Annotated in this window: 27 protein-coding genes; 7 read left to right on the forward strand and 20 right to left on the reverse strand. The window is 67.5% G+C overall.

The window, feature by feature from the left end:
• Positions 1 to 25 precede the first annotated feature (25 nt).
• Positions 26 to 451, forward strand: a complete 426-nt coding sequence (locus tag D8896_RS14140) for a chemotaxis protein CheW (protein ID WP_121822760.1) — start codon at positions 26 to 28, stop codon at positions 449 to 451.
• A gap of 96 nt (positions 452 to 547) precedes the next feature.
• Entirely contained in the window at positions 548 to 904 is a 357-nt protein-coding gene (locus tag D8896_RS14145; RefSeq protein WP_121822761.1) for a winged helix-turn-helix domain-containing protein, read from the forward strand.
• Here D8896_RS14145 and D8896_RS14150 read toward each other — a convergent pair.
• From D8896_RS14150 to D8896_RS14175, 6 genes are all read right to left on the reverse strand, one after another.
• The gene (locus D8896_RS14150) at positions 901 to 1,803 is read right to left on the reverse strand and encodes a DMT family transporter (protein WP_121822762.1); all 903 of its coding nucleotides are present in this window, start codon (positions 1,801 to 1,803) and stop codon (positions 901 to 903) included. The two genes, D8896_RS14145 and D8896_RS14150, sit on opposite strands and share 4 nt — an antisense overlap.
• A gap of 45 nt (positions 1,804 to 1,848) precedes the next feature.
• Entirely contained in the window at positions 1,849 to 2,634 is a 786-nt protein-coding gene (locus D8896_RS14155; RefSeq protein WP_121822763.1) for a hypothetical protein, read from the reverse strand.
• Positions 2,635 to 2,636: 2 nt separating this feature from the next.
• Positions 2,637 to 3,119, reverse strand: coding sequence for an SRPBCC family protein (locus tag D8896_RS14160; protein ID WP_121822764.1), 483 nt, complete (start codon positions 3,117 to 3,119; stop codon positions 2,637 to 2,639).
• Between the two features lie 312 nt (positions 3,120 to 3,431).
• Positions 3,432 to 3,860, reverse strand: a complete 429-nt coding sequence (gene lrpA1, locus D8896_RS14165; protein WP_121822765.1) for an HTH-type transcriptional regulator LrpA1 — start codon at positions 3,858 to 3,860, stop codon at positions 3,432 to 3,434.
• 154 nt (positions 3,861 to 4,014) lie between these two features.
• A complete protein-coding gene (locus D8896_RS14170) occupies positions 4,015 to 4,950 on the reverse strand; it encodes a thiamine pyrophosphate-dependent enzyme (protein ID WP_121822766.1) in 936 nt (311 codons plus the stop codon).
• Between the two features lie 2 nt (positions 4,951 to 4,952).
• Entirely contained in the window at positions 4,953 to 6,848 is a 1,896-nt protein-coding gene (locus tag D8896_RS14175; RefSeq protein ID WP_121822767.1) for a 2-oxoacid:acceptor oxidoreductase subunit alpha, read from the reverse strand.
• Positions 6,849 to 7,058: 210 nt separating this feature from the next.
• On the opposite strand from D8896_RS14175, the gene D8896_RS14180 reads away from it, so the two are divergent.
• Positions 7,059 to 7,292 carry a DUF7385 family protein gene (locus D8896_RS14180; RefSeq protein ID WP_121822768.1) on the forward strand — a complete coding sequence of 78 codons (234 nt, stop codon included), beginning with the start codon at positions 7,059 to 7,061 and terminating at the stop codon, positions 7,290 to 7,292.
• A gap of 33 nt (positions 7,293 to 7,325) precedes the next feature.
• Here the strand turns inward: D8896_RS14180 and D8896_RS14185 are convergent, their stop codons facing one another.
• The 6 genes from D8896_RS14185 to D8896_RS14210 form a co-directional block, all read right to left on the reverse strand.
• On the reverse strand, positions 7,326 to 8,003 hold the full coding sequence (locus tag D8896_RS14185) for an HD domain-containing protein (protein ID WP_240452035.1): 678 nt from the start codon (positions 8,001 to 8,003) through the stop codon (positions 7,326 to 7,328).
• A 40-nt stretch (positions 8,004 to 8,043) separates the two neighbouring features.
• A complete protein-coding gene (locus D8896_RS14190; RefSeq protein ID WP_121822770.1) occupies positions 8,044 to 8,277 on the reverse strand; it encodes a SelT/SelW/SelH family protein in 234 nt (77 codons plus the stop codon).
• 54 nt (positions 8,278 to 8,331) lie between these two features.
• The gene (gene surE, locus D8896_RS14195) at positions 8,332 to 9,123 is read right to left on the reverse strand and encodes a 5'/3'-nucleotidase SurE (RefSeq protein WP_121822771.1); all 792 of its coding nucleotides are present in this window, start codon (positions 9,121 to 9,123) and stop codon (positions 8,332 to 8,334) included.
• A gap of 82 nt (positions 9,124 to 9,205) precedes the next feature.
• Positions 9,206 to 10,612 (reverse strand): small ribosomal subunit Rsm22 family protein, encoded by a 1,407-nt coding sequence (locus tag D8896_RS14200; protein WP_121822772.1) that lies wholly within the window; start codon positions 10,610 to 10,612, stop codon positions 9,206 to 9,208.
• Positions 10,609 to 11,358: a prephenate dehydrogenase/arogenate dehydrogenase family protein gene (locus D8896_RS14205; protein ID WP_121822773.1), complete on the reverse strand. Its 750-nt coding sequence runs from the start codon at positions 11,356 to 11,358 to the stop codon at positions 10,609 to 10,611. The genes D8896_RS14200 and D8896_RS14205 overlap by 4 nt, the downstream gene beginning before the upstream one ends.
• Positions 11,359 to 11,457: 99 nt before the next feature.
• Positions 11,458 to 12,633 (reverse strand): M24 family metallopeptidase, encoded by a 1,176-nt coding sequence (locus D8896_RS14210; protein WP_121822774.1) that lies wholly within the window; start codon positions 12,631 to 12,633, stop codon positions 11,458 to 11,460.
• A gap of 126 nt (positions 12,634 to 12,759) precedes the next feature.
• Between D8896_RS14210 and aroA the strand changes: the two genes are divergently transcribed.
• The 3 genes from aroA (at position 12,760) to aroC (ending at position 16,635) form a co-directional block, all read left to right on the forward strand.
• On the forward strand, positions 12,760 to 14,052 hold the full coding sequence (aroA, locus tag D8896_RS14215) for a 3-phosphoshikimate 1-carboxyvinyltransferase (protein ID WP_121822775.1): 1,293 nt from the start codon (positions 12,760 to 12,762) through the stop codon (positions 14,050 to 14,052).
• A 72-nt stretch (positions 14,053 to 14,124) separates the two neighbouring features.
• Positions 14,125 to 15,378: an alkaline phosphatase family protein gene (locus D8896_RS14220; protein WP_121822776.1), complete on the forward strand. Its 1,254-nt coding sequence runs from the start codon at positions 14,125 to 14,127 to the stop codon at positions 15,376 to 15,378.
• A gap of 105 nt (positions 15,379 to 15,483) precedes the next feature.
• Positions 15,484 to 16,635: a chorismate synthase gene (aroC, locus tag D8896_RS14225; protein WP_121822777.1), complete on the forward strand. Its 1,152-nt coding sequence runs from the start codon at positions 15,484 to 15,486 to the stop codon at positions 16,633 to 16,635.
• 1 nt (position 16,636) lies between these two features.
• On the opposite strand, the gene D8896_RS19485 is transcribed toward aroC, so the two are convergent.
• From D8896_RS19485 to D8896_RS14260, 6 genes are all read right to left on the reverse strand, one after another.
• Complete coding sequence (locus D8896_RS19485) at positions 16,637 to 17,572, reverse strand: hypothetical protein (RefSeq protein ID WP_162991573.1); 936 nt, start codon at positions 17,570 to 17,572, stop codon at positions 16,637 to 16,639.
• A complete protein-coding gene (locus tag D8896_RS14240; protein WP_121822780.1) occupies positions 17,569 to 20,928 on the reverse strand; it encodes a PKD domain-containing protein in 3,360 nt (1,119 codons plus the stop codon). Before D8896_RS14240 ends, D8896_RS19485 begins: the two co-directional genes overlap by 4 nt.
• A gap of 128 nt (positions 20,929 to 21,056) precedes the next feature.
• On the reverse strand, positions 21,057 to 21,437 hold the full coding sequence (locus D8896_RS14245; RefSeq protein ID WP_121822781.1) for a VOC family protein: 381 nt from the start codon (positions 21,435 to 21,437) through the stop codon (positions 21,057 to 21,059).
• A 54-nt stretch (positions 21,438 to 21,491) separates the two neighbouring features.
• Positions 21,492 to 22,067: a cysteine hydrolase family protein gene (locus tag D8896_RS14250; RefSeq protein WP_121822782.1), complete on the reverse strand. Its 576-nt coding sequence runs from the start codon at positions 22,065 to 22,067 to the stop codon at positions 21,492 to 21,494.
• Positions 22,064 to 22,906, reverse strand: coding sequence for a YqcI/YcgG family protein (locus D8896_RS14255; RefSeq protein WP_121822783.1), 843 nt, complete (start codon positions 22,904 to 22,906; stop codon positions 22,064 to 22,066). The genes D8896_RS14250 and D8896_RS14255 overlap by 4 nt, the downstream gene beginning before the upstream one ends.
• 27 nt (positions 22,907 to 22,933) lie before the next feature.
• On the reverse strand, positions 22,934 to 23,416 hold the full coding sequence (locus D8896_RS14260; protein WP_121822784.1) for an MOSC domain-containing protein: 483 nt from the start codon (positions 23,414 to 23,416) through the stop codon (positions 22,934 to 22,936).
• A gap of 313 nt (positions 23,417 to 23,729) precedes the next feature.
• Between D8896_RS14260 and ddh the strand changes: the two genes are divergently transcribed.
• Positions 23,730 to 24,662 carry a D-2-hydroxyacid dehydrogenase gene (ddh, locus tag D8896_RS14265; protein ID WP_121822785.1) on the forward strand — a complete coding sequence of 311 codons (933 nt, stop codon included), beginning with the start codon at positions 23,730 to 23,732 and terminating at the stop codon, positions 24,660 to 24,662.
• On the opposite strand, the gene D8896_RS14270 is transcribed toward ddh, so the two are convergent.
• Positions 24,659 to 25,573, reverse strand: a complete 915-nt coding sequence (locus D8896_RS14270) for a nucleoside hydrolase (protein WP_121822786.1) — start codon at positions 25,571 to 25,573, stop codon at positions 24,659 to 24,661. The genes ddh and D8896_RS14270 overlap by 4 nt on opposite strands.
• A 279-nt stretch (positions 25,574 to 25,852) precedes the next feature.
• Positions 25,853 to 26,821: a transcription initiation factor IIB gene (locus tag D8896_RS14275; RefSeq protein WP_121822787.1), complete on the reverse strand. Its 969-nt coding sequence runs from the start codon at positions 26,819 to 26,821 to the stop codon at positions 25,853 to 25,855.
• Between the last annotated feature and the right edge of the window lie 13 nt (positions 26,822 to 26,834).

Below are 26,834 nucleotides of genomic sequence, written 5' to 3' on the forward strand. Positions count from 1 at the left end.
CGCACCGCACAGCTCAATCCCGGCCATGAGCGAACACCGTCGGATGCTGGCGTTCGACCTTGCCGACGAACGGTACTGCGTCGCGCTCGACCGGGTCCGAAACGTCCTCGACAGCGGGACGCTCGACCCGGAGGACGCGTCGGGGTCGGTCGCCGGCCGAATGGACGTCGACGGGGAGTCACTCCGGGTCGTCGACCTCAAGGACCTGTTCGGCGCGACCGTCTCGGTCCGACACAGCGAGGAGATAGAGCAGGGGGAACACGTGGTCGTCTTCGACTCGCGGACCGACGGCGAGGTGGACGCCTGGCTGGTCGACGAGGTGTACGACGCCGTCAGCACGGACATCGGGGACGTGCATCGGCCGTCGAGCCCGATCCCGCACGTCGAGGGGGTCCTCCACGTCGACGGTGATCGCGCGATGTGGATCGACGCGGATTCGATAAACGGATAGTGAGGCGGTCCGGTCGGTTACCGGATCGTGACCGCGTCCCGATACGACGGTCGCCCGGAAGATTCAACTGTGATAATTTGAAACGGTTTCGAAAGGATGGCGAGCAGCCGATCGAAGCCGGACGACACGGGGTCGCGTGACCTTCTCGCGGCGCTGGGGAGCAAGTACAGCGTCGAGATCCTGCATGCGACACGGACCCCGACCTCCGCACAGCGACTGAGCGACGAACTCGACGTGCCCATCGCGACGTGCTATCGTCGGATCGAGGAACTCGTCGACGCGGGACTGCTGGAGTGTGAGGGCCGGAATCTCTCCGAGGAGGGGCGACGGACGAACGTGTACCGCCGAACGCTCGACGAGATCACGGTTGATCTCACCTGCGAAGCGCCGACCGTCTCGCGGAAGGAGCGCTCCGAGGCGAAAAACCGGCTCCAGGACCAGATCGACGATTAGCCGCCACCGGGATCCGTCCTGCCCGTCGTCGTCACGTATATCCCGCCGAGCACGACCGCGCCCCCGAGCGCCGTGGCGGCCGTCGGGATCTCGGCGAGGAGCAGGGCGGCGAGCAGCGTGCTTCCGACCGGTTCGCCCAGCAACGAGACGCTGACGACGCTGGACTCGACGTGTTCCAGCGCCCAGTTGAGGACCGTGTGGCCGAACACCCCCGGACCGACGGCCATGCCGAGAAAGAGGAACCACTCCCGGGGCGGGTAGTCGACGACCGGCGCGTCGCCCGCCGCGACCAGCGCGAACAGCGTCGCCGCACAGGCGGCGTACACGACGGTGACGTAGGGGAACAGCGCGACGCGCTGCCGCATGGAGCGCCCCGCCAGAACGTACCCGGCCATGGCCACAGCGCCGACCAGGGCCAGGGCGTTGCCGAGGGTCGCGTTCCCGCCGACTGTCGCCGTTTCGCCGCCGGTCAGCGACATCGCGGCCGCGCCGGCGACGGCGACGAGAATCCCGGCGATGACGCGCCGATCCACGCGCTCGTTCAGGAACAGCGCAGCGCCGGCGGCGACGAACACCGGCTGGGTCTGGACGAGCGTCACCGAGGCCGCGACGCTGGTGTGGTTCAGGCTCTCGAACCACGACGCGAAGTGGACCGCAAGCGCGACGCCGGCGACGGCCGCCGAGAGGGCGTCCCGGCACGACAGTCGGCGGAAGTCGCCAGCGTGGCGAACGGCCGCAATCGGGGCGACCAGTGCCACGGTGAACAGGACGCGGTAGAACGCCGCCACGGTGCTTGGCGCGGCGCTCCACCGGACGAGAATAGCGCTCGTGCTGACCGCGACGACGGCGACGGCGAGCGCCCCCATCGGCGGGACACGGTCCGCAAGCGACCCGTTCATGGCACGACGGTCCCGTTGGACCCCCTTGCCGGTTGCGGTCGGCGGTCAGTTCCCGTCGAGCCACGCCTGCACGCTCGCCCACGCCGCGTCGGCCACTCGGTCCGTGTGTCCCGTCACGCGCTCGGCCGGCTGGCCGTTCGCCGTGCCGGCGGAGAACGTTCCCGGGACCCGCCCGGTTCCGGGCCAGGTCGTGTCGGCGCAGGCCCGGACGCCCTGACCGCACTCCGGCCCGGCGTACCGGACGTAGGCGGTGGCCATCGGCGAGGCGTCGGCGTACACGCGGTCGCCGCCCCGGCGCTCGTAGGCGACGGCGCCGTCGCGGTGGTCGGCGTCGAACGCATGGAGCACCTCGTGAATGACGAGATTGCGGGCGACCGCCGACCCGTCCCAGTACCGGGCCGCGCCGACGTTGGCCACGGTCGCCCCGTCGCCGTCGCCGACGCGCTCGATGCGGTGGCCGTAGCCGTTGCCGTAGTCGCCCGGGTCGTTGAGCAGGAAGAGGTGGACGGCGTCGCCGCCGTATGTCCGGACCGCGTCGGCCCAGCACCGCCGCAGCGTCGCCCGGTCGGCGGGCCAGACCGACGGCGCGGCGAGCGTCCACGAGAGCGCGTAGCCGTCGACCCGGTCCCGGAACCCCTCGGAGAGCGACCGCGCGGCGACGGTCGCCGCGCGGCGGTCGGCCATCGAACAGTCGTCGTGGAGGTGGACGACGAGCGTCAGTCCCGTCGCGGTCCGCCGCGCGGAGCCGAACCGGCGGCCCTCCAGCGAGCGGAGCGCCTCGCGTCGCCGTCGCGCCGTGCCGGTCCGGGCGTCGGGGTCGGCTCCGGGCATCGTCACCCCTCCAGCAGCTCCCGCGTCTTCCGGTGGCGATACCGGAACATCGGTTCGAACCCGACAAAGGCGATCGGGCCGACGGCCTCGCCGACCCGCCCGCCGGGGAGTTCGTACTCGACGCGGTCGCGGACCACGGTTTCGTCGCCGTCCGCGAAAAAGCGGTGCGTGTGGACCCAGCGGTCGAAGGGGCCGTCCTCCATGGCGTCGCGGAACGTCGCGGTCCCCTCGCCCTCCTCGCGCTCCGTGATGACGGAGGTCCAGCGCTGGCGCGGCCCGACGCCGAACGGCCGCATCGACATCCGGATCGACGACCCCGCTTCCAGCACGTCGGGGTCGGGGTCGCCGTCCGGCCCCGTCACCGACTCGACCCGGAGGTTGGCGAAGTCGGGCGTCAGCGCCTCCAGCCCCGTGACTCGGGAGTGGAACTCCCACACCTCGGACAGCGGCGCGGCGACCCGCGTCTCCCGACGGTAGACGGACATGTCCCATCCTACGGACGACAGCGGTAAAACAGTCGCGGCGCTCGCAGGGAAGCCACCGAGACGAAGCTATCCGACATTGCCACGCGGCCGCGCTTGGCGTTCATGCCGAGCGCACGGGGAAGGGCAGGCGCTCGAAGCGTGTCGCGGCGACCGCCGCGACTCGCGCAAACTGGCGGTACCTTAGCGAGAATCGCGCAGCGATTCTGGCGGCGTCTCCGTGAACGAAGTGAGCGGAGGCTCGGAGGACGCGAAGCGTCCTCCGGTAGACATTGAAACGGCGAGGCGCGACTGCCAAGGAGCGCCGAGGGCTTTCTATTTAAGCCGTTCCTGCAGGAACGACGGATGCGCGGCGGTCACGCCGTCGATGTCGAGGATGTCGTCGCTGATGATCGTGCCGAGTTCGTCGCCGTCCGCGGCGCGCACCTCGGCCATCAGCATGTGGTCGCCGCTGGAGGTGAACAGCGCCTCGACCTCCGGCAGGTCCTTGAGGCGCTGGGTCGCCTCGACGTAGCGCTCGCTTTCCACGTCGATGCCGACCATGGCGATGCTCTGGCTGGAGAGCTTCTTCGGGTCCACGTCGGCCGAGTAGCCGACGATCACCCCCTCCGACTCCAGCTTGTCGATGTACTTCCGGACGGTCGGTTTCGACACCTCCGCCCGGTCCGCGATCTCCGCGTAGGATGCCTGGGCGTCCTCCTCCAGGACGGAGAGAATACGGTCTTCCGTGGACTGCGTACTCATGTGAATATGTTTTGCTCCAACAGAAAAATATCTTTTGAAGCCAAAAACAGTCAGATCGCGGCGGTGATCGGTCGATCGGAGACGTGAAAACCGCAAGAGTGCGTCGAGGTTCGGCAGTTCGGCCGGCCTCGGTCTACGGAACCGGTCAGTGCGCTTACTTGTGGCGGTCGAGCAGGTCCGCGCTGCGCTCCCACTCGTAGTCGTCGTCGAAGTACCGCTCGGCGAGCGGTTCCTCCGGCATCTCGCCGATCGCCTGCTTCTCCTCCTGGTAGGACGGCCGGTCGTCGTCGACGTAGTAGCGGCCGGTGAGGACGGTGCCCTCGTAGAGCAGGTCCTCGGTCTCGTGCATCATCTCGGCGGCCTCGCGGCGGTCCGTCACGTCGTGGTCGTAGTCGTCGCTGTCCTGGATGTCGACGTAGGGGACGTACTGCTTGGCGTCCTTGTTCCAGGTCGGACACTGCGTGAGGAAGTCGATGTGCGCGAAGCCGTCGTGCTCGATGGCTTCGGTGATGATCTCCTTGGCCTGGTTCGGGTTGACGGCGGCCGTCCGGGCGACGTACGACGCGCCGGAGGTCAGCCCGAGCGACAGCGGCCGGATCGGCGTCTTGGCGCTGCCGGAGGGCTGGGTCTTGGACTTGTGACCCTTCGGGCTGGTGGGCGAGGTCTGGCCCTTCGTCAGCCCGAAGATCTCGTTGTTGAACACGATGTAGGTCATGTCGTGGTTCTCGCGGGCGGTGTGCATGAAGTGGTTCCCGCCGATGCCGTAGCCGTCGCCGTCGCCGCCGGCGGCGATGACCTCGACGCCGGGGTTGGCGAGCTTGGCGGCGCGAGCCACGGGGAGCGAGCGACCGTGGATCGTGTGGAAGCCGTACGTGTCCAGATAGCTGTTCAGCTTGCCCGAGCAGCCGATGCCGGTACAGACCAGCGTCTCGTCGGGCGTGCGGCCGACCTCGGGGAGTGCCTGCTTCAGCGCCTTCAGGACGCCGAAGTCACCACAGCCCGGACACCACGTCGGCTGCGGTTCGAGGCCGGGAGTGTACTCGTCGCGGTCGATGTCGCGTTCGTCGCCGATTGCGTTGAATGCGCTCATGGTTAGTCACCTGCTGCGGGTTCGACCCGGGTACCGGTCGCAAGGTCCGTGGCGCTGTCGTCGATCTCCGCCTCGAAGCCCTGGACGATCTCGCCCGGCTCGAACGGGTTGCCGTTGTACTTGAGGAGGCTGGTCATCTTGTCGCCGTACAGGCCGAGTTCCTTCTGGGTCAGCCCGCGGAACTGCGCCGTGGCGTTCATCTCGACGACGAGCGCCTCGTCGACGCTCTCGAGGAACTCCGTCATCTCGGCCTCGGGGAACGGCATCATGTCGCTGACGCCGATGGACTTGACCGAGTGACCGGCGTCGTTCAGCCGGTCGACGGCCTCCTCGACGGCACCCTGCTGGCTGCCCCAGGTGATGATCCCGTACTCGGCGTCGTCGGGACCGTGGTACGTCTGCTGGGTCTCGTGTTCCTCGTCGAGCTCCGTCCGGATGGACTCGAGCTTCTGCATCCGGCGGTCCATCTGGTAGACGCGGTTCTCGGGGTCCTCGCTGATGTGGCCCGGCGGGTTGTGTTCGTTGCCGGTCGCCAGGTAGCGGCCGCCCTTCTGGCCGGGGAGCGAGCGCGGGCTGACGCCGTCGTCGGTCTCGTGCTGGAAGCGGTGGAACTTCCCGGAGGCGTCGTGGGCCGCCTCGGCGATCTCGTCCTCCGTCATGACGCTGCCGGGGTCGGGGTTGGGCTCGCGGTCGAAGAAGCTCGCGTCGAGGTTCGTGTTCTCGCCGGAGAGCTTCTGGTCGAAGATGACGATGGCCGGGAGCTGGTACTCGTAGGCCATCTTGAACGCCATCCGCGTCTGGTCGTACGCCTCATCGACGGTGCCGGGCGCGAACACGACGCGGTTGGAGTCGCCCTGACTGGTGTAGAGGACGTGTTCGAGGTCGCCCTGCTCGGGCTTGGTCGGCATCCCGGTCGAGGGACCGGCACGCATCGCCTCGACGAGGACGACCGGCGTCTCGGTCATCTCGGCGAGGCCGAGCGGCTCGCTCATCAGCGCGAAGCCGCCGCCGGAGGAACCGGACATCGCCTTCACGCCGGCGTGGCTCGCGCCGACCGCGAGCGCCGCCGCCGCGATCTCGTCCTCGACCTGCTCGGAGATGCCGCCGAACTTCGGCAGGTTCTGGGACATGATGGTGAACACGTCGGTCCACGGGGTCATCGGATAGCCGGAGATGAACCGACAGCCCTCGTCGAGCGCGCCGTACGCGATGGCGTTCGACCCGGAGAGGAGCACCTGTTCCTCCTCGTGGTCGCCAGTGGGGACGCGCAGGTCGTGCTCGAACTCGTACTCCTCCTTGGTGTAATCGTAGGCGTCCTGGAGGATCTGGAGGTTCTGTTCGAGGATGTCTCCGCCCATAGCGTCGGCCATCAGGTCCTCGATGTGGTCGAGGTCCATGTCGAGCAGCGCCGCGGTGACGCCGACGCCGGCCGTGTTCCGCATGACCTCGCGGCCGTGTTCCTTGGCCATGCCACGGAGGTCGATGTCGAACACGTGCCAGTCGTTCTCCTCGACGCGTTCCTCGAAGTCGGGGATCTCCTCCGTGTCGAGCAGCCCCGAGTCGTAGACGATGATGCCGCCCTCACGGAGTTCGTCCAGGTTCTCCGACAGCGGCTTGGTCTCCTCGTTGCCGTAGTAGGCGTTCTCCTGCGGGTTCCGTGCGAAGGAGTCGCCCAGCGCGAGCAGACAGTTGTAGCCGTCGCCGCGGGATTTCACCTCGTCCTCAGCGGCCCGGATCTCGACGTAGGTGTGGCCGCCGCGGATGCGCGAGGGGTAGTGGCGATGCGTGAATACGTTCAGCCCCGAGCGCATCAGGGCCTTCGCGAAGTTCTGGCTCGTCGAGTCGATCCCGTCTCCGGAACCGCCCGCGATTCGCCAGATGAGTTCGTTGTCAGTCATAGTTGCAGGTCCCGGGCCCGTGTGGGCCACGACTACTGGAATTATTGGCTACACCCGGACTAAAGCCTTTGCTATCCATTAGCAAGGAACTATTGTGAGGAACCGAGACACCCGAACGCGCCACCGTGGTCCACGTAGTTGGACCGGTCGGTACGCCATCGCGACCGGCCTGTACGTTTATACCCGACGGGTGTCATGGTACGCGGGAGCATGGACGAACACGAATTCGACGAGATGGTCTCGTCGCTGACGCCCCACGAGTCGGCCGACGGGGTGACGACGTACCGCAACACCGTGAGCATCACGTGCCCGGCCTGCGACGACCCGTTCGACGACCTGGTCGTCTGCGAGGACGAGCTGAACAGCCTCGAACTCAGCATGCTACTCGACCTCTGTGTGACGACCCACGACGGCGACGTGTTGCTGTTCACGCACAAACACTGACGGACGGTCGCCGTCGGATTCCGTCGCTCCGACTCATTGCTCGCCGCGCCACTCCGCCCGGAACCGGTCGACGAACTCGGCCATGTACTCGTGGCGCTCCGCCGCCAGCGCCCGGCCGGTGTCGGTGTGCATCTCGTCGCGCAGGCGGAGCAGTTTCTCCGCGAAGTGGTCCAGCGCGCCGTACTCCGTCCCGTCGGGGTCCCAGAGGCGGTGACCGGCGACGCCGCTGAACGCGAACGTGCGGGCGATGCCGACCGCGCCCATCGCGTCGAGGTTGTCGGCGTCCCGGAGCACCTCGGCCTCCGGGGTTTTGGCCTCGTGTTCGACCCCGCGGAACTCGTACTCGTCGTGGACTTTCACGCAGTGGAGCACGTCCCCGATCCGGTCCTCGTCGACGCCAGCGGTGGTCAGTACGTCCCGTACCGTCTCCAGCGACTCGGCGGGGTGGACGCCGCCGTCGTCGCCCATCGCGCGGTGGAGGTCGTGGCACAGCGCCGCGACACCGACCGTCGCGTCGTCGGCACCCTCCGCCCGGGCGATGCGGACGCCGAGGTCGAACACCCGCCACGCGTGGTCCATGTCGTGGCCGGAGGAGTCGTCGCCGAGCCAGCGCTCCGTCTCGGCGGCCACCGCGGGGAACGGCGGCCGGTCGCGGTACCCGTCGGGGACATCGGGGAGGTCGGGAGGCATCGCGTTCGGCAGGGGAGTCACACCGCCTGCACTTCAACGACCCGTTTGGGAACGAACGCGGCTATCGGGCCCGTTCGCGAACGTCCCGGACGATGGCGTCGACGTCGAACTCGTCGTCGGCCTTGTCGAACACCGTCTCGCCGTCCACGTCGACGCGGAACACGCCGTGGTCGCCGGTGCGGAGCGTGACGGCGTCCAGATGCTCGCCGAGCGACGAAAGCAGCGCGTGCTGGACGTCTTCCGCGCGGTCGAGGAAGCCACAGGGGACGCAGTACTCGATTTCGACGTGTGTCATGGGCGACGGTACGGGCCGGAGCCGCAAAACGATACGGTCCTGCCCTCACGCCGCCTACGCGTTGCCGGGGTACTCCGCGGCGAGCGCGTCGAGGAACTGGTGGTGTTCGACGGTGTGGGGTGCGGTCAGCGGCGAGACGCTCACGCGGCCCTCGGCGACGGCGCGGCGGTCCGTGCCCTCGGGGTCCGGCACGTCGCCCTCGGCCATGCGCTCCCAGATCCGGTCGTGGAGCGTGACGACGCCGTCGTCGCGGGTCGCGTCCATGTCGTACACGTGCGAGGGCCGGGTCACTTCCATCGGCGCGGGCGAGCCGTCCGGCATCGGCGCGTTGACGTTGAGGTAGTCGGCGGCGTCGAACACGCCCGCGCCGAGCGCCCCCTCCGCGAGGTGTCTGGTCGCGCGGACCGCCTCCGCGTAGTCGTCCGGATCGGGTTCGAACTCGGACCAGGTCACGTCGCCGACCGGGACGTACAGCGACGCGGCGATCGCCGGGACGCCGAAGAAAGCCGCCTCGACGGCGGCGCTGACCGTCCCCGAGCGTCCGAGGACGTACGCGCCGAGGTTCGCGCCGGTGTTACAGCCCGACACGACCAGATCCGGATACGGTCCGAGTTCCTGAAGGCCGGCGACCACGCAGTCAGCCGGCGTCCCCTCGACGGCGTAGCCGAGTTCGTGTTCGGTCACGCCGACCTCGTCGGACATGGCGCGGCCGACCGCGCTCTGGTCGGTCGCGGGGGCGACGCCGGTGACGTTCCCCACGTCCGAGAGCGCGTCGTGGAGCGCGCGGAACCCGGGGCTGTCGATGCCGTCGTCGTTCGTCAGGAGGATCTCCGGCGGGTCGTCCATGCGCTCCGACTAGGAGGCACGGGCGAAAAGCCCACCGCTTACCGCGACGTTCCCCCGCGTCGCGGGCAGACCGCTGGTTCGGCTACGGCGGCACGCGGTCGACGGTCGACTCCTCGTCGACGACGAGGTTGTACGCGCCCTCGTCGTCGTTCCACAGCGCCAGCACACCCTCCAGAATGACCAGATCGCCGTAGTCGGCCGTCGCGAGGTCGGCGTTCAGCGTCGTCTCCCGGGTCAGCACGGCGTAGTGGTCGACGGACTCGCTCCCGTCGCCGACGCGGAACAGGGGGTTGGCGTCGCCCTCGCTCAGGTCGTGGCTCAGCTTGATCGCCACGAGGTCGATGCGGTTCGGCACGTGGCGCTCCATCTCGGCCATCTTCGCGAACCGGTCCGGGTCGGGGGCGAAGTCGTAGCGGCGTTCCCCGTCGGTCCGGAGGACGGCGTAGGAGAACTGGACGTCGGCGTTGACGAACTCGCCGGGGTCGTGTTCGGGGTCCGTCGCGGCGTCGTCCAGCCGGCGCTGGAACGGTGGAGTTGCCAGGTCCGGCTCGACCCTGAACGACCAGCCCTCGTCGCTCGGCTCCGCGCCGGGCCACAGCCGGACCGTCGGCGAGAACACGGTCGCGCGGTCCGTCAGCGAGCGCTCGACCTCGCGGAGTCCGATGCTCGTGTTCCGGTCGGCCGGCGCGAGCCCGACGAGCGACCCGTCGTCGGCGAGCGCGTCGAGGTAGCGCCGCGCGACGGCCTCGGGGTCGTCGAGTTCGGAGAGGACGTTGGCGAACAGCACGAGGTCGAACTCGCCGTCGGGATCGAACGCCTCCGCCCGCTCCCGGTGGACGGTCGCGTGGAAGTTCCGCCCCGTCCCGTCGAGCAGTCGCTCCAGCACGTCGGCGGCGTCGCTCGGCTCGACGGCGTGGTACTCCACGAGCGCGTCGTCGGGCAGGAAGTCGTGGAGCCCGAGCGCCGGCCCGCCGGTGCCCGCGCCCACGTCCAGCACGCGGAGTTTGCGAGGGAGCAGGTCTGCCTCGCCCAGTTCGGCCAGCACGTACTGGACGGCGGCGTAGTAGTCGGGCAGGTGGTAGATGGCGTAGCCAAGCGCCGCCCGTTCGTCGTATTCGACGGGGTGCTGTCGGTAGTAGGCGTCCTTGAGCCGGCGGATCGTCTCCCGGAGTTCGTCGCCGCGCTCGCCGGCGTGCCAGTCCGCGCCGTACCGCTCGACGAGGAGGTCGTCGAGCGCCCCGGCGTACGACTCCGGGAACGCCTCGACGCCGCGGAACGTCGGCCGGACCGCGCCGTCCGCGACCGGCACGAACGTGCCGTCCTCGCGCTCGACTAGCCCCAGGTCGAACGCCTCCTCGCGGAGGATCCGCCGAACGACCGCGGGGTGGGGCTGGCCCTCGACGTACTCGCAGACCTCCTCGGGGTCGACCGGCCGGACGTTCCGCAGGTACTTCGCGTTCGACCGGACGGCCTCGCGGCGGTCGGTCATGGCTCCCCCTCCGAGTCGGCGGCCTCGCCAGCAGCCTCGTACAGCGCCGCGAACTCGTCGCCGTCGGCCTCGGCGATCCGGCGGGCGGCGTCGGCGACGGCGTCGGCCCCGTCGAACGTCGCCTGTATCTCCGCGTACACTCCCGGCTCGTTCCCAGTCACCTGCCCGACGAGGTCGAGCAGGCCCTCGTGCACGGGCGTTCGGAGGCCCGCCGGCACGTCGTCGGCCGCGAGCGCGAACGCGAGCACGGCGGCGTGGGCGCTCGCCTGGACGGACTCCATCGCGGCGTCGTGCTCGGCCGGCGTGGTCTCGTACACCTCGTTGCCGGCAGCCGCGAGGTCGGCGAGGACGGCGTCGGTGGTTGGTCCACCCGCGTCGACCACCGCGGCGACGTTGCCGGGCGCGTTCCCCGGCGCGAACATCGGGTGCAGGCTCGCCCGCTCGGCGTCGGGCGCGTGCTCGGCCATCGCCGCGACCGGCCCGGCCATGACGCCCGTCACGTCGAACACCGCCCGCGTCGCACGCGGGGCGTGCTCGGCGATCGCCGCCTCGGCAGCGGAGATCGGCACGGCGACACAGACCGCGTCGAACCGACCGTCGGCGTCGAGCGGGACCGCGCGCCCGCCGACCGCCCCGGCCGCCGCGTCGGCGGCCGCCGCGTCGGCGTCGGCGAAGGCGACGTCGGCGTCCACGGTCCGGGCGAACCAGCGACCCATCGCGCCAGCGCCGACGACCAGCGTCTCCATGGCGATGTCATAGGCCCGCACGGTCCTAAAAGGGGTTCGATCAGCGGGCCGGCGCTAGGGGTTTGGCCGTTCAGACGGACGGACTGCGGTGCCGGCGGCTCAGTCGACGACCAGTTCCTTCTCGTAGTCGACGAGGTTCTCGTAGCCGTCCTCGGTGACGACGACGAAGTCCTCGATCCGGACGCCGCCGACCTCGGGGTCGTACAGGCCCGGCTCGACCGTTATCACATGGCCGGGTTCGAGTTCGCCGCCGTTGGGGGAGACGGTCGGGAGTTCGTGGACGTCGAGGCCGATCCCGTGGCCGGTGCCGTGGATGAACCCCGTCTCGGCCGCCTCGTCGCTCCGGAGGGTCGGGTAGCCCGCGTCCTCGTACACGTCACAGACGGCGTCGTGGACGTCCTCGCCCGTCACGCCGGGCTCGATGGCGTCGAACGCCGCCTCCTGAGCGTCCAGCGTGACCTCGTAGTAGTCCCGCACCGCGTCGGACGGCTCGCCCTTCACGAACGTCCGGGTCATGTCGGCGTGGTAGTTGCTCGCCTTGTCCCGGGGGAAGATGTCGACGACGATCGTCTCGTCGGCCCGGAGCGGCCCGCTGCCGCGGTCGTGGGGGTCGGCCGCGTCCGCGCCGCAGGCGACGATCGTCTCGTCCAGCGCGCAGCCGTGGCGCAGCAGCGTCACCTCTATCTCCTCGGTCACGCGCTCGCTGGTCAGCGGCTCGCCGTCGTGGACGAGCGTGCCGTCCTCGACGTCCGCCGCGGCGATGAGCTCCTCGGCGGCGGCCATCGCGGCCTCGTTGGCACGCTGTGCGGTCCGAATGTGGTCGACCTCCTCGTCGGTTTTGACCGCCCGTATCTCTGTGATCACGTCGTCGGTCTCCGGCACCACGTCGACGCCGAGGTCCCGGAGCGTGTCGGCCATCGCGACGGGGAAGTCCTCGGGGACGGCGACGCGCTCGACGCCGTGGTCGGCGAGGAACGCGGCGCGCGTCCGGCAGCCTCCCTCGTGCTTACCGTACTCCTCGACGTTCGCCCGGGCGTCGTACTCGGCGAGGCGGGCGACGCTGTCGGCCCGGCTCTCCGAGACCGCACGGCCGTACTCCAGCCCGGAGACGAGCAGGTGGGTGCCGTCGGGCGTGTACAGCGTCGTGAACGGGTCGGGCGCGCCGAACCCGGCGAGGTAGAGCTGGTCGGACTCGTCGCCGTCCGCGAAGATCAGGTAGCCGTCCGCGTCGACGTCCGCGAGGTGCGCGTCGAGGTCGGAGAGGTCCGGTTCCATGCGGTTCCCTGCGGGAGGAACCCACAAAACGTGACTGGTTTCCCCGCGGGGGTTGCCGGCGTCGGCCGCCGCGCCAGCGCTGCCGCCTCCGGTAGCCTGATACCGGTGCGGGGAAACTGCCCGTCCATGAACGTCACCGTCTCCCAGTCGGCAGTCACGGGGGTCGCCCGCGCGCCGCCGTCGAAGAGCTACACGCACCGCGCCGTCCTCGCCGCCGGCTACGCCGACGAGGCGACGGTTCGGGACCCCCTCTGGAGCGCCGACACCCGGGCGACGGCCCGCGCCGTGGAGGCGTTCGGCGGAACGGTCGAGCGGACCGGCGGCGAACTCGCGGTCGCGGGCTTTGCCGGCCGCCCCGACGTGCCCGACGACGTGATCGACTGCGCCAACAGCGGGACGACGATGCGGCTCGTCACCGCCGCCGCGGCGCTGGCCGACGGCGCGACGGTGCTCACCGGCGACGGGTCGCTACGGTCCCGCCCCCAGGGGCCGCTGCTGGACGCGGTCGAACAGCTCGGCGGGCGCGCCGAGAGCACGCGCGGCAACGGGCAGGCCCCGCTCGTCGTCGGCGGCCCCGTCGACGGCGGCACCGTCTCGATCCCCGGCGACGTGTCCTCGCAGTACGTCACCGCCCTCCTGATGGCCGGCGCGGTCACCGACGAGGGGATCGCGGTCGACCTCGAAACCGAACTGAAGTCCGCGCCGTACGTCGACATCACCGTCGAGGTGCTCGACGACTTCGGCGTCGACGCCGAACGGACCGCGGACGGCTTTCGCGTCGACGGCGGGCAGTCGTACGCCCCCACGGGCGGCGAGTACCGCGTCCCCGGCGACTTCTCGTCGATGTCGTACCTGCTCGCCGCCGGCGCGGTCGCCGCCGAGGACGGGATCCGGGTCGAGGGGGCACGCCCGAGCGCACAGGGCGACAGCGCCATCGTCGACGTGCTGGCGGACATGGGCGCGTCGGTCGACTGGGACCGCGACGAAGGGGTCATCGAAATCGAGCAGTCGGCCCTCTCCGGGACGACGGTCGGCGTCGGCGACACGCCCGACCTGCTCCCAACCATCGCGGCGCTGGGCGCGGTCGCGGACGGCGACACCCGCATCGTCGACTGCGAGCACGTCCGCTACAAGGAGACCGACCGCGTCAGCGCGATGGCCGAGGAACTCGAAACGCTGGGCGCGTCGGTGACCGAGAAACGGGACGAACTGGTCGTCCACGGCGGCGACTCCGACCTCGTCGGCGCGACCGTCGACGGCCGGGCCGACCACCGGATCGTCATGTCGCTGGCCGTCGCCGGGCTGGTCGCCGACGGCGAGACCACGATCCGCGGCGGCGAGCACGTCGACGTGTCGTTCCCCGGCTTCTTCGACGTGCTGGAGGGGCTCGGTGCGCCGGTGCAGCGGCACGACGAGTGACGACGCCGACGGTGTGTCAGTCGTTACCGCAGGACCGGCAACTACTTTGTCCGCTCTCACGACCCCATCGATATGCTCCGCGAGTCAGTCGAGCGACGGCTCCGGGACGACCACGGCGAGGACGGCTTCCTCTTTCCGGCGTACGAGGACTACTGCTTCGCGAACGTCCCGCACACCGTCGCCTCGCTACTGGGTGCCGACACCGGACGGTCGCTCCCGGCCGATGTCTTCGACGGCGTCGACACCACGGGGATCGACACCGTCGTCGTCGCGCTCGTCGACGGCTTCGGCCTCGACGGCTGGAAGCGCCACCACGGTGACACCGAGTTCCTCGCCCGCATCACCGAGCGCGGCGTCGTGACGCCGCTGACTTCCATCTACCCCTCCGAAACCGCCGCCGCGGTCACGACGTTTCACACCGGCCGTCTCCCCGCCGAACACGGCGTGATCGGCTGGAACGTGTACGAGCCGACGGTCGACGAGGCGTTCGAGGCGCTCCCGTTCCGGACGAAGGCGGGGAACGAGCCGACCGGACTAACCCGCGACGACGTGGCCGACGCCGAGCCGCTGTACCCCGAGCTGGCCGACGCCGGCATCGAGTCGACGCTGGTCGACCCCCACGCCGCCCAGCAGTCGAGCGTCCGGGAGCGCCCCTACGAGAGCCTCGACGAGGTCGGCCCGAAACTCCGTGACGCGGTCGAATCCGCCGATCCGCCGTCGTACGTGTTCACCTACGTCCCACACGTCGACCACGCGGCCCACGCCGAGGGCACCGACTCCGCGACCTACGACGAGACGGTCGCGGCAGTCTGCGAGCAGCTCCAGGCGGGCCTCGTCGACGGACTCGACGGCACGGCGGCGGAGAACACGCTCCTCCTCGTCACCGCCGACCACGGCCACGTCGACACCGACCCCGAGCGCAACGTCGACCTCTCGGCGGTCGACGGCGTCGGTGACTCGCTCCGCCAGCACGCCGACGGCACGCCGATCCGGATCTCGGGGAGTCCGCGGAACGTCCACCTCCAGCTTCGGCCGGACCGCGTGACGGCAGTCCGGGACGACCTGAACGCTACCCTCGACGCCCGCGTGTTCACCCGCGATGCGGCGCTGAACCGCGGCCTGTTCGGCGACGCGGAGGCGTCCGAGACGTTCTGCCGCCGCTGCGGCGACCTCGTGCTCACGCACCGCGATCTGGGCACCTGGTGGGGGGACGCCGAACCCGGCGAACTCGACCTCGTCGGGATGCACGGCGGGCTCCACCCCCACGAGATGCTGGTCCCGTTCGCGGCGGTGCGGCTCGCTGAACTCCACGATGGAGACGCGTGATACCCCTGGTTCGTGTGGGCGACGCGCTCGATCCGTGCCTCCTGCGTCCGCCCGTTCTTGCACGTACTGCAACATTCAAATGCCAGGGGACCCGACCGGCGGACAATGAACGGCAACAGCTTCGGTCGCCTCTTCCAGGTGACCACCTTCGGCGAGAGCCACGGCGAGGCGATGGGCGTCACCGTCAGTGGCTGCCCCGCCGGCCTCGAGCTCTCCGAGGAGGACATCCAAGCGGATCTCGACCGCCGCAAGCCCGGCCAGTCGATGATCTCCACCAGTCGCGGCGAACCCGACGACGTCTCGATCAAGAGCGGCCTGCAGGACGGCTACACGACGGGCACGCCCATCGGGATGGTCATCCAGAACAAGGACGCCCGCTCGGGCAAGTACGAACCGTTCGTCACCGCACCGCGCCCCTCCCACGGCGACTTCACCTACTCCGCGAAGTTCGGCACGCGAAACTGGGGCGGCGGCGGCCGCTCGTCGGCCCGCGAAACCGTCAACTGGGTCGCCGCCGGCGCGATCGCAAAGAAACTGCTCGCCCGCGAGGGCGTCGAACTCAAGGCCCACGTCAACCAGATCGGCGACATCGAGGCCCCCGAGGTCTCCTTCGAGCAGATCAAGGACCACTCCGAGGAGAACGACGTGCGCTGTGCCCATCCAGAGACCGCCGAGCGGATGCAGGAGCGCATCGAGGCGTATCAGGAGGAAGGCGACTCCATCGGCGGCAGCATCTACTTCGAGGCCCGCGGCGTCCCCCGCGGTCTCGGTGCGCCCCGGTTCGACTCTATCGAAGCCCGCCTCGGACAGGCGATGCTCTCCGTCCCCGCGACGACCGCATTCGAGTTCGGTCTCGGCCGCGAAGCCCGGGAGTACACCGGCTACGAGCGCAACGACCACTGGGAGTTCGGCGAAGACGATGAGCCTGTGCCGGCGGAGAACGACCACGGCGGCCTCCAGGGCGGCATCACCACCGGCGAACCCATCTACGGCGAGGTGACGCTGCACGCACCGACCTCGATTCCCAAGTCGCAGCATACGGTCGACTGGGAAACCGGCGAGGAGAAAGAGGAACAGGTCATCGGCCGCCACGACCCCGTGCTCCCGCCCCGTGGCGTCCCCGTCGTCGAGGCCATGCTCGCGCTGACGCTCGTCGACTTCATGCTGCTCGGCGGTCGGATCAACCCGGACCGCGTCGACGGCGACGTGGGCGAGTACGATACCGACTACCACCCGAGCAGTCCGCGGAACGAGTGAACTAGCGCCGGACCAGTCGGACCGCCAGCAGGAGGGTGACTAGCCCACCTGCGGCGACGATAGCGTAGTCGAGCGTGGTGTGTTCCTCGTTTGCCTCGATTTGCTGCTCGACCGATTCGTTCTCGTAGTGATACGTCTGGTTTCGGCTCCAGTGCGGTTCGATCGGTTCGTACGTTCGGTTGTACACAGCGAGTTCACCGTCGACTCGGCCGACGAACTCGCGCTGATCGAAGCCTTCCTCGGCTACCGAGAGGTTCCCGTAGTGTAACCGCACCTCACCCGCGATGAGTGTATCCGGGTCCTCTTCCAATGGGACCAGTCTCGTAGTGTCGTTCTGTGGCGCGGCGTTTGCTACCCTGCGGCTGTACGTCGTCTCGCGGGTGTTCACGATGATGATCGAACTGTACAGTTGCTTCGCCGGGTTCTCCACGGCCACTCTGACTGCTGTCGTCTGTTCACCGTACACCTTTGCCTCGACGAGTTCGATGTCTGTGATTCGGGGAGTCGGGACCCCCGGAGAGTTAGAGGCGTCTATTTCCCGTGTGAAATTGAACTTTGTTGTAGCATTGTACGCGATGAATTCGACTGTGTGGTTATCTTGCATCGCGTCTATACTGTTCGACACGTTCCAAGATCTGTTCCAGGTTTCACCAGAGGCGAGCTCAAGTGTTCGATGTTGATTGGTCTGATCATCTACATCTATATAAAAACTCGCGGGCTGTTTGAAGTCATTCGAGTTCTCCGCGAAGACATGGATTTTATTTTCTGTGCTATCAAATCTAACTTTGTAATTAATCCCATTCCCAGATGTGAGGTTTTCAGTCTCGTTTATTGGATCGGGGTTGACAAGATCTGTAGCTGTGCTGGGGACGGCTACGAAGGCCGCACTGATCCCAAGCAATAATACACCAACCACTGCGTAGTGTATCCGGTTCATGTTTCACACTCCGAGTAGTATCCATTTTGGGTACAGGGGAGTTCGTCGTCTGCCGTGACGCTGTCAAGGATCGTTTCCGTAGAGACGACGCCGGGTCCAGTGTACTCGTTTGAGAACGTAGCGATGTGTTCTCGGCGAGTTTTCTCCCCGTTCAGTTGTGTATACATCTTCACTATGTCGCCACTGACAGTGGCTGTGGTTTCGACGATCCGCTCGGGATCCTCGTACTGGTCGACGGTGATCCGCCGGACCGAAGTCTGTTTGCTCAGTATCCATCGTTTCGATTGCCGGGTACCGCCGAGTCGATAGTCTTTGTCCCTGCTGGCGATTTCCTTGGCAACGGCTCTGTTCGTGAGCACGTCGTACTGCTGCCATTGGTACTCCGCCTGCTGCGTCTGCACCCGGCGCATTGCTAGGTACTCGACTACCTCAACCGATTCCTCCGTCTCATACTCGTACTGATACTGAGTCTCGTACTCAGCTGGTGAGACACGGGTCTCCCGGGTAGCAACCTGTGAATGTGAAGGGTCACGTGGGCGTGAACTCCAGTACGAGTGGCTTACTCGTTTCGTGTACGTTTCCTCCGTTTTAACCGTCCTCGTAACCGAGCGCGTTCCGTCGCCAATGATTTTCGGAACTTCGATCGTTCGCGTTTCGGTAACGGTTCGGGTTCGCTGGACCGACGTGGAGTAGACGTACTTCCGTTCGGTCTGATACTCCGGAGAGTCAGTCTGTATCCGTCGTGATTGGCCGGTGTATTCGCCGCTGCCACCGTGACTATCCCGCCACTCGGTTTCAGTGTAGGTTCGCGTCTCCTGGCTGAACTGTCTCCCAGCCCGCTTCCATTCGTCGTTCCGATCCGTCAGTCGATTTCGTGCGATCTTCGCACTGAACTCGCGTGTTTGCTCCTCATATTTCGGCTCCTGTACCTGCACCCGTTTTTCAACGACGTACTCGGTGCCGTGGGTGTCCGTTCTGTCGAGCCGATATCCGTTGTCGAGTAACTCGTCCCGGCGCTCGGCTGACATCACCTGTCGCCGTGTGCGGTATGGGATCTCGGCGATATACATCCGATCGTCGACCGAGAGATTCGTTCGTCGAACCGCTCCAGTACTAAAGACCGGACTTTCCGTCGTCAATCGGCTCGACTTGCGTGTCGTTTCCGGATGGACTTTGTTGTATAACGTTACTTCCGGAGACGATTGACCGTCCGTGAACGATCCGGCCTCGGCTTCGACCGTTACGACGAACTGTTCACCGCTCTTATCAATATCCGGACTGATTTTCTCTTCCCGCTCTTCGATGAAATTCGATTCGACCGCCACGACATCAGCGCCGTGAGACGGGGTTACATCGATACCATGGTCTTCATGGAATGTGACCTTCGTGAAATGGAACCGTTCGGTGTAGAGTTTAAATTGTACGGTGTCCGTAGCATTGTACGGACCTTCGGTCGTCTCCTCGATCTTTGCTACACTCGGGGTGTAGTAATTTTGGAACGAACTGGGTATTTTACTCTGTAGGTCGTGCCCGTCTCTAACTGTGAGGTTGGCTCCCATGAACGAGTCGAATTTGCCAATACCTTCGATTCCGGTCCCATGTGCACCTTTTCCCCATTCGAACTCAAGTTCCGTTCCGTCAGGATCGAACGAATCGCGTGCGTCAACGAGCATCCCGTGATGCCTGACCTCATTATACTTGCCGCCGTGGGTGATGTCGATTCGGATTTCCGGTGGGCTGGGTGTGATGTTAAATCTTGCATTTTTTGCGTTCTGATCTATACTCGTTTTTTCTATATCATCTGATTCGATAGTGGAAGTTGTTTTATAAGAATTGGGAGAAGGACCAGCCCAATACGTATGTACGATCAGTCTATCTTGGGCAGTATCATATTCGGTGTGGCGCCCGAATCCATCATTGTCTACTTCTTCTAGATCATTTTTAACTGGATGAGTCTCCACCGACACATCACTCGGCTCCAAACCGTCGAGGTCGACTTCCACAACGTGATGGGCAGCATACCGGCTCGCGTCGATGCGCTCGTGATACGAGTCGACAGGACCGTTGATAAATTCGGCTCTGACGATCTCCGGTTCGGCGACCGGCGTCACCGACTGGGTGGTAGTCGAACGCTGGTTCCGTGCATCGATCGCTGTGACGGTGACGTTGTTGACGGCACCGAGCGAGACGTTTTCGGTGAGGAATCCGAGCGTTCGCTCGCTTACATCACCCGTCCGGAACTGGTCGGACGCGTCCCACGCCGCGACCGTCTCGCCGTTGACTGCCACCCGGAGACGTTCGAGGTTGCCGTTCGGGTCAGTCGCGGTGACGGCCCCTGAGAGCGTGCTCCCGTTGTCGATCCGCCGGAACTCCGCGGTCGGGCGAGCGTCGACGGTCACCCGGTTCGTTCCATCGGCGAACGTCGCCGTGCGCTCGCGACCGTCCATATAGGTGAGAACCGCAACCAGAGTGTGCCGGCCGGGATCCCAGGAGACGGTCTGGTCGACACCAGTTCCCGCTGGCTCGCCGTTACGGAACCAACGGACTTGCGCCACCTGCCCCGTCGGCTGACGCGTGTCGACCGTGTACTGCTCTCGGAACGGCGCGGAACCCGTGACGGTTTGCTCGCCGGTCAACGTCGGCTCGAGGGCCGGTGCGGAGTCGTCGGGTCCGGTCGGGTCGTCTCCGGAAGGGTCCGACGGATCCGGTGTCGGCGGTAACGGACGGGTAACTGTCGTCGAAACGGTCTCCGAGTCCCGCTGGTCCTCGGTGTCGAGGACGACCGCTTCGACCGTGTGGTCGCCACGGGTGTCGAACGTCCGTGTCATGGTGACGGTGTCGGTGTCGGGAGCGACAGGGCTCTCTTCGACGACCGTCCCGTCGACCCGCCAGCGAACGCGATCCAGCGGGGCGCCACCGCGTCGAACGTCGGCGGTGTAGGTCGCCGTCGAGTCCGTATCGACGCTTTCCGTACCGGTCACGTCGACTCTCGGCGGGTCGCCCGGAGTAACGTTCACGTACAGCGTGTCGTTCCTCGACGCGCCGTCGTCGTCGGTGACGGTCACGCGTACGGTGTACGTGCCGGTGGTCGTCGGCCTGAACGCCGTGCGTCCGCAACTGCGACAGTCGGGTGTGATCGTGCTTCCGTTCGGTGTCGTGATCTGCCAGCTGTACGCCGAGATGTTACCGTCGGGATCGCGTGATCCGGTCGCGTCGAGCAACACGGTCGACCCGAGCGACACGGTCTGGTCAAGCCCCGCGTCGGCGAGTGGCGGCTCGTTATCGACCGAGACGCCCGCCAGCGGGCCGCTCACAGCGACCGACACCACGAGTAGAGCGATAGCCAGTTCCTTCATTCGTTCCGCAATTAGTTACTCGGATTAATAGTTTATAAATATAGTGATCAGGAAGAATGTTTCTCCAGGATGGGAGAATACAACACCGGGCCGAACTGACTGTAACCGGTAGCCGACAGCCCAAGAGGCTATTCGATCCGGTGGAAGATCTCGACCTCGTACCCGTCCGGGTCCTCGACGAACGCGGCGCGGGCGTTTGCCGCGTCGATCGTCAGCGGACCCTTCAGAACCTCGCAGTCGGTTCGCTCGACCAGGCGGTCGAGCGTCGCGTCGGCGTCGTCGACGAGGACCGCGAGGTGGACGATACCGTCCGGTTCGACCGTACCGTCGTCGTCAGGGTCGTGGACGAACTGGATCTCGGTGTCGAGTTCGTCGCCGGTGACGTAGTAGTTGTGAACGCCGTCGTCGGTGTGGAAGTCCCAGGCGTGTTTCAGGCCGAGTCCGTCCTCGTAGAACGCTTTCGTGGCTTCCAAGTCCGACACCTGTACCGCGGTGTGCTGGATCTCCATGCAGTGGAATGCACGGGGCGGGGAATAAATCGTTCCGTGGCGGTACCGCGGCCGTTAGCGGGAGTCGACCGACACGGCGTCGACGACGGCGTCGGTGTCCACGACCGTCGCGAACTCGCCGTTCAGGTGGGCCAGCGCCGTGCGGTGAACGGTTTCCGGCCCAAACATCTCACCGTCGAGCGAACGGTCGAACGCGGCCGTCGCGTCCCGGACCAGCGCCACGTCGAACCCGCGGTTCTCGGCCATCCGGGTCGTCGTCGAGACGCAGTGGTCGGTCGTCAGCCCGCAGACGACCAGGGTTCCGTAGTCGTGTTCGTGGAGCCACGAGGCCAGGTCGGTGTCGACGAACGCGCCGTTGACGCGCTTGACGAACTCGGTCTCGTCGTCGCGCGGTTCGAGACCGGGTTTGAACCGGAACCCGGGTTCGCCGCGGCGGAGCGGCGACCCCGATTCAGTCGAATCGTGCCGGACGTGGACGACCGGCAGGTCGCGGTCCCGCCAGGCATCGAGGAGTCGCTCTGCCTGCCGTTCGGCGTCCGGGTTGTTGCGCTCGCCCCATCCCGACTCGTCGAAGCCGCGCTGGAAATCGACGAGCAGGAGGACGGGGTCCTCGTCCGGATCGAGCGTCATCGGCTCCCGTTGGCTGCGGTCGTTGCTCCGTCCGGGCGGTCAGGGTCGAGCAGCAAGTCGGACTTCGGATGCTCCCGTGAGACCGCGATGGGACACTCGTCGGGTGCCTGGTCGTCGTCCGCCGACAGCATGTACTGGGGCCACTCCCGGTCGCCCTCGACGCCCCAGTCGCCGAGGTCGGCGTGCGGACAGACGCCGTCGTAGCCTTCGAGTCGGTCCTGGATCACGTCCCGGGCCTGCTGGCCCGCCTCGGTGTCGCCGGTCACGCCGAGGTCCTCGAACAGCGCTCGCGGCTGGAACGTGATCTCCAGCCCGACCGGGCAGTACCGGCTCTTGCGCGTCCCGTAGAACGGAGCGCGGCAGGTCGGGAAGATCGGCTCGCCGGCGAAGCAGAACTCCCAGTACGGGTCGTCGGGGTCCGTCGGGATGTCCTCGGGCCACGGCTCCGGGTCGTGGACGTGGAGGAACTGGAGGACGTGCCAGAGCCGCTCGTGGTACTCGGCCTCCGAGAGCTGCCGTTCGGGCGGCCTGAAGAACGTGACCAGCGACGCTCGCTCGCTGTGGTCGCGGTACGTGCCGAGATACGTCCGGAGCGTCCGGGCGAGGTCGAGCAAGGCGTCCTTGTCCGTCATTGAGGGAACCGCCGTGTACAGCGGGTCGCCGTTCTCGACCGACTCCGCCCCGAAGAAACAGGGAAACGGCGTCCCGTTTCGCTCGCCGAGCAGTCCGTCACGGAAGGAGTTCCAGTGGTCGGCGACCCAGTCGGGTGCCGCGCCGGCTTCGACCCGTTCGGCGACGGTCGCCTGGTCCTGCAGACCACCGACGATGTGGTCCGTCATAGCCAAGAGAACGGGCGCTACTCGTTTTTATCCATCGCTTTCGGCGGCGTGCGCCGACGGCTCGACGTGGTCGCCCACGCCGATCGACCCGCCGTCGACGATGCGACACCGCAGCCCGCCCCGGTGGACGAGCGCCTCGCGGACGCCCTGTTTCTCCAGGTGGCGCTCCAGATACGAACACGGCTCGCACAGTTCGGTGCCGAGACACACCGCGTCGCCGACGCGGAAGCGTCGGTCGACGAAGTGGTTGAGCCGAACGCCCTCGGTGGTGACGTTTCGGCGGTGAACGCCGGACGCGAGTTCGATATCGTAGTCCCGCTCGACGGCGGCGAGCGCCTCGCTTTCGATGAGCGTCAGGTCGCCCCCGTCCCGGTCGGCGAACGTGCCGTCGGCGTCGAAATACCGGTCCCCGCGGAGTCCGGCGTCTGCGACCGCCTCGACTTCCTCGACCGGTTCCGGCGGGGCCCCCTGTTCCGGCGCGACGTGGATGGCGCGAACGCGACCGTTCATACGGACGACTGTGGGCGGAGCGGTATAAATCGGTGTGGCCGGCGACCACGCCCGGTTGCGGACGCTTTTGTACCTGCGTCCGCAACGGACGCCCGGTGGCGATGAAGACAGTTACCCCCACCGAGCCCCTTGTGACGAGGTACTTCACCGAGCCACCACTCACTGCCTGCTAGTGTTTCTGCTCGCCAATTGCCGGTTGTCGCCAGTACCGGTGCGGGCGACTACCGGTCACCAGTGAGAAGAAACACTATGAGGCGAAGTACGGTCCGTTTTCGGCGCAAGATTGAACGGCGGTTTCCGCGAAAGGTGTCGCATGCAACTCCGTCGATTGGGGATCCACGAGTCGGTGAGCGCCATCTTCCCGCCGGACGAACTCGCCAGCGAACTCTCCGCCCTCGACGCCGAGGTCGCAGTCGTCGGCGACGACCCCGACGAGTTCGCGGACTGCGACGCCGTCGTCACGTTCGCACACCGCGACGCGTACCTCGACGCCGTCGACTGGGTCCACTCCGTCCAGGCCGGCTACGACCGCTTTCCGCTGGAGGCGTTCGAGGCCCGCGGCGTCGCGCTGACCAACAGCAGCGGCGTCCACTACGACAGCGTCGGCGAGACTGTGGCCGGCTACGTGCTCGCCTTCGCCCGCCGCCTGCACGACGCCGTCGACGCGCAGGGCCGCCAAGAGTGGGACCGGCCCGAGTGGCACGAACCGTTCACCGTCGCAGGGGAGTCGATCTGTGTCGTCGGGCTCGGGGCGCTCGGCCGTGGGATCGCGGACCGCGCCGACGGCCTCGGGATGGACGTGACCGGCGTCAAGCGCACGCCCGAGGACGTGCCGGGCGTCCGCGAGGTGTATCCGAGCGACGAGTACCGGACCGCCATCGCCGACGCCAAGTTCGTCGCGCTCGCGGTGCCGCTGACCGACGAGACCGAGGGCATGATCGGCGCTGCGGAGTTGGACGCGATGCGGGAGGACGCGTACCTCCTGAACGTCGCCCGGGGCGACGTGGTCGACCAGTCGGCGCTCGTCGACGCGCTGCAGTCGGGGGATATCGCGGGCGCAGCGCTCGACGTGTTCGAGGCGGAACCGCTGCCCGAGGACTCGCCGCTGTGGGGGATGGACGAGGTCATCATCACGCCCCACATGGCCGGGTCGACGCGGGACTACCACCGGAACGTCGCGGAACTGGTCCGGACGAACGTCGAACGGATCGCATCGGATGAGGAATTTCGAAACCGGGTCGTTTAGAGCGACTCCACGAGGTCCGCGACGACGGCCCGGAACGCCTCGACGTCAACATCTGTCGCTACGGCGGCGTTCGGCGTCTCCCTGTTCTCGGCCTCGTCGCGGGTGTCGGCGATGGTCGCGCCGCGGCTGGGGCCGTGGGAGGTGTCGACGGCCAGCGGGAGGTCCTCGAACTCCAGCACGTCGCCGACCATGTGTGCGCCGACGACGGCGTCGGGGACGGAGTAGCCGCCGTCGTGCATGAGCTTGTCCGGGTAGTTACACCACTCGCCGACGGTCGCCAGCGGCTCCGCGGCGGCGCGCCACGACTCGACGGTCTCCTCGGGGATGATCGCCGGCTCCGTGACGCCGAGCCCGACCATCTTCGGGTCGGCGTCCTGCACCACCCGGTCGGCAGCGATGGGGTCGGCGAGCGCGTTGAACTCCGCGGCCGGCGTCGCGTTGCCGCTGGTCAGCGCCGCCCCGCCCATGAAGTAGAGGTCGCCGATCCGGTCCGCGAAGGTCGGATCGCGGGCCAGCGCGACGGCGACGTTCGTCAGCGGCCCGACCGCCGCGACGGTAAGGTCGTCGCCGTACTCGCGGGCCGTCTCAAGCAGGAAGTCTGAGGCCTCGGCGTCGACCGGCTCCGCGGTCGGCTCCGGGAGGTCGCCGCGGATGCCGTCCGGACCGTGGACCCACTCCGCGTTCTCGTGCTCGTCGACGAGCGGGCGATGCGCGCCGCGGGCGACGGGCACGTCGGTCCGGTCCAGAAACTCCAGGATGGAGAGGGCGTTGTGCGTCGTCTTCTCGACGGTCGTGTTGCCTGCGACGGTGGTGAGACCCACCACGTCCCAGTCGTCCGCTTCGAGCAGCATCGCGAGCAGGAGAGCGTCGTCCGTGCCAGGGTCGACGTCCAGCAGAACTTTCTGCGCCATCTTTGCCGATTCGACGGTAGTTCACTTAAAACTGGCCGGTCGGCGACGAAGGTCCCGCCGACGCCCCTGTCCACCACCCAGCGGCCGGGACGGACCGCTCCGCCCTGCGGAGCGTGTCCGGACCCGGGGGAGGGCAGGCGGTCGGCGGTGGGTGGCGGGCCATGGCGGACTGCACGGGCGAGGCGCGAGCGCGTCGAGGGCGTTCGGGGCCGTGTCGGCGACGATAGCGACGGCTACTGAACCGCGACCGAACGCAAGAAGAGGGCCGAATCCGTCCGGTCAGGCCAGGCCGAGGCTCTCCTCGGCTTCCAGCAGTTCGTGGTAGCGGTTGCGGATGGTGACCTCGCTGATGTCGGCCACCTCGCTGACCGCGGCCTGGGTCGTCTTCTCGTTGGTCAGCAGCGCGGCGGCGTAGACGGCGGCGGCCGCGAGGCCGACCGGCGACTTGCCGCTGTGGACGCCCTTCTCCTTGGCGTTCTGCAGGAGCTTGCGGGCGCGGTGTTCGGCCTCGTCCGAGAGGTCCAGTCCGGAGGCGAAGCGCGGGACGTAGCTCTCGGGGTCGGCGGGCTGGACCTCCAGCCCCAGTTCGCGGACGACGTAGCGGTACGTCCGGGCGACCTCGTTCTTCTCCACGCGGCTCACCTCGGAGATCTCGTCCAGGCTGCGCGGCACGCCGGCCTGCCGGGCGGCGGCGTACACGCAGGCGGTCGAGACGCCCTCGATGGAGCGGCCGGGGAGCAGGTCCTCCTCGAGCGCGCGACGGTAGATGACGCTCGCCGTCTCGCGGACGTTCTCCGGAAGCCCCAGTGCGGAGGCCATGCGGTCGATCTCGCCGAGCGCCTGCTTCAGGTTGCGCTCCTTGCTGTCGCGGGTGCGGAAGCGCTCGTTCCACTTGCGCAGGCGCTGCATCTTCTCGCGCTGGCGGGAGCCAAGGGAGTTGCCGTAGGCGTCCTTGTTGCGCCAGTCGATGTTCGTCGACAGCCCCTTGTCGTGCATCGTGTTCGTCGTCGGCGCGCCGACGCGGGACTTCTCGTTTTTCTCCTGTGCGTCGAAGGCGCGCCACTCGGGGCCGCGGTCGACGGAGTCCTCCTCGACCACGAGGCCGCAGTCCTGACACACCGTCTCGCCGTGCTCCTCGTCGTTGACCAGCTGGCCGCTACACTCCGGGCAGCTGAGCGTTTCGTCGGTCTGTTCCGTCTCGCGCTCCTCCTCGGAGCCGCGTACGCGTGTTCGGGTGTTCTCGGTCATTGTACGAGAGGGC

It is taken from the genome of Halostella salina (assembly GCF_003675855.1).
GTDB classification, from domain to species: Archaea; Halobacteriota; Halobacteria; order Halobacteriales; family Natronoarchaeaceae; genus Halostella; species Halostella salina.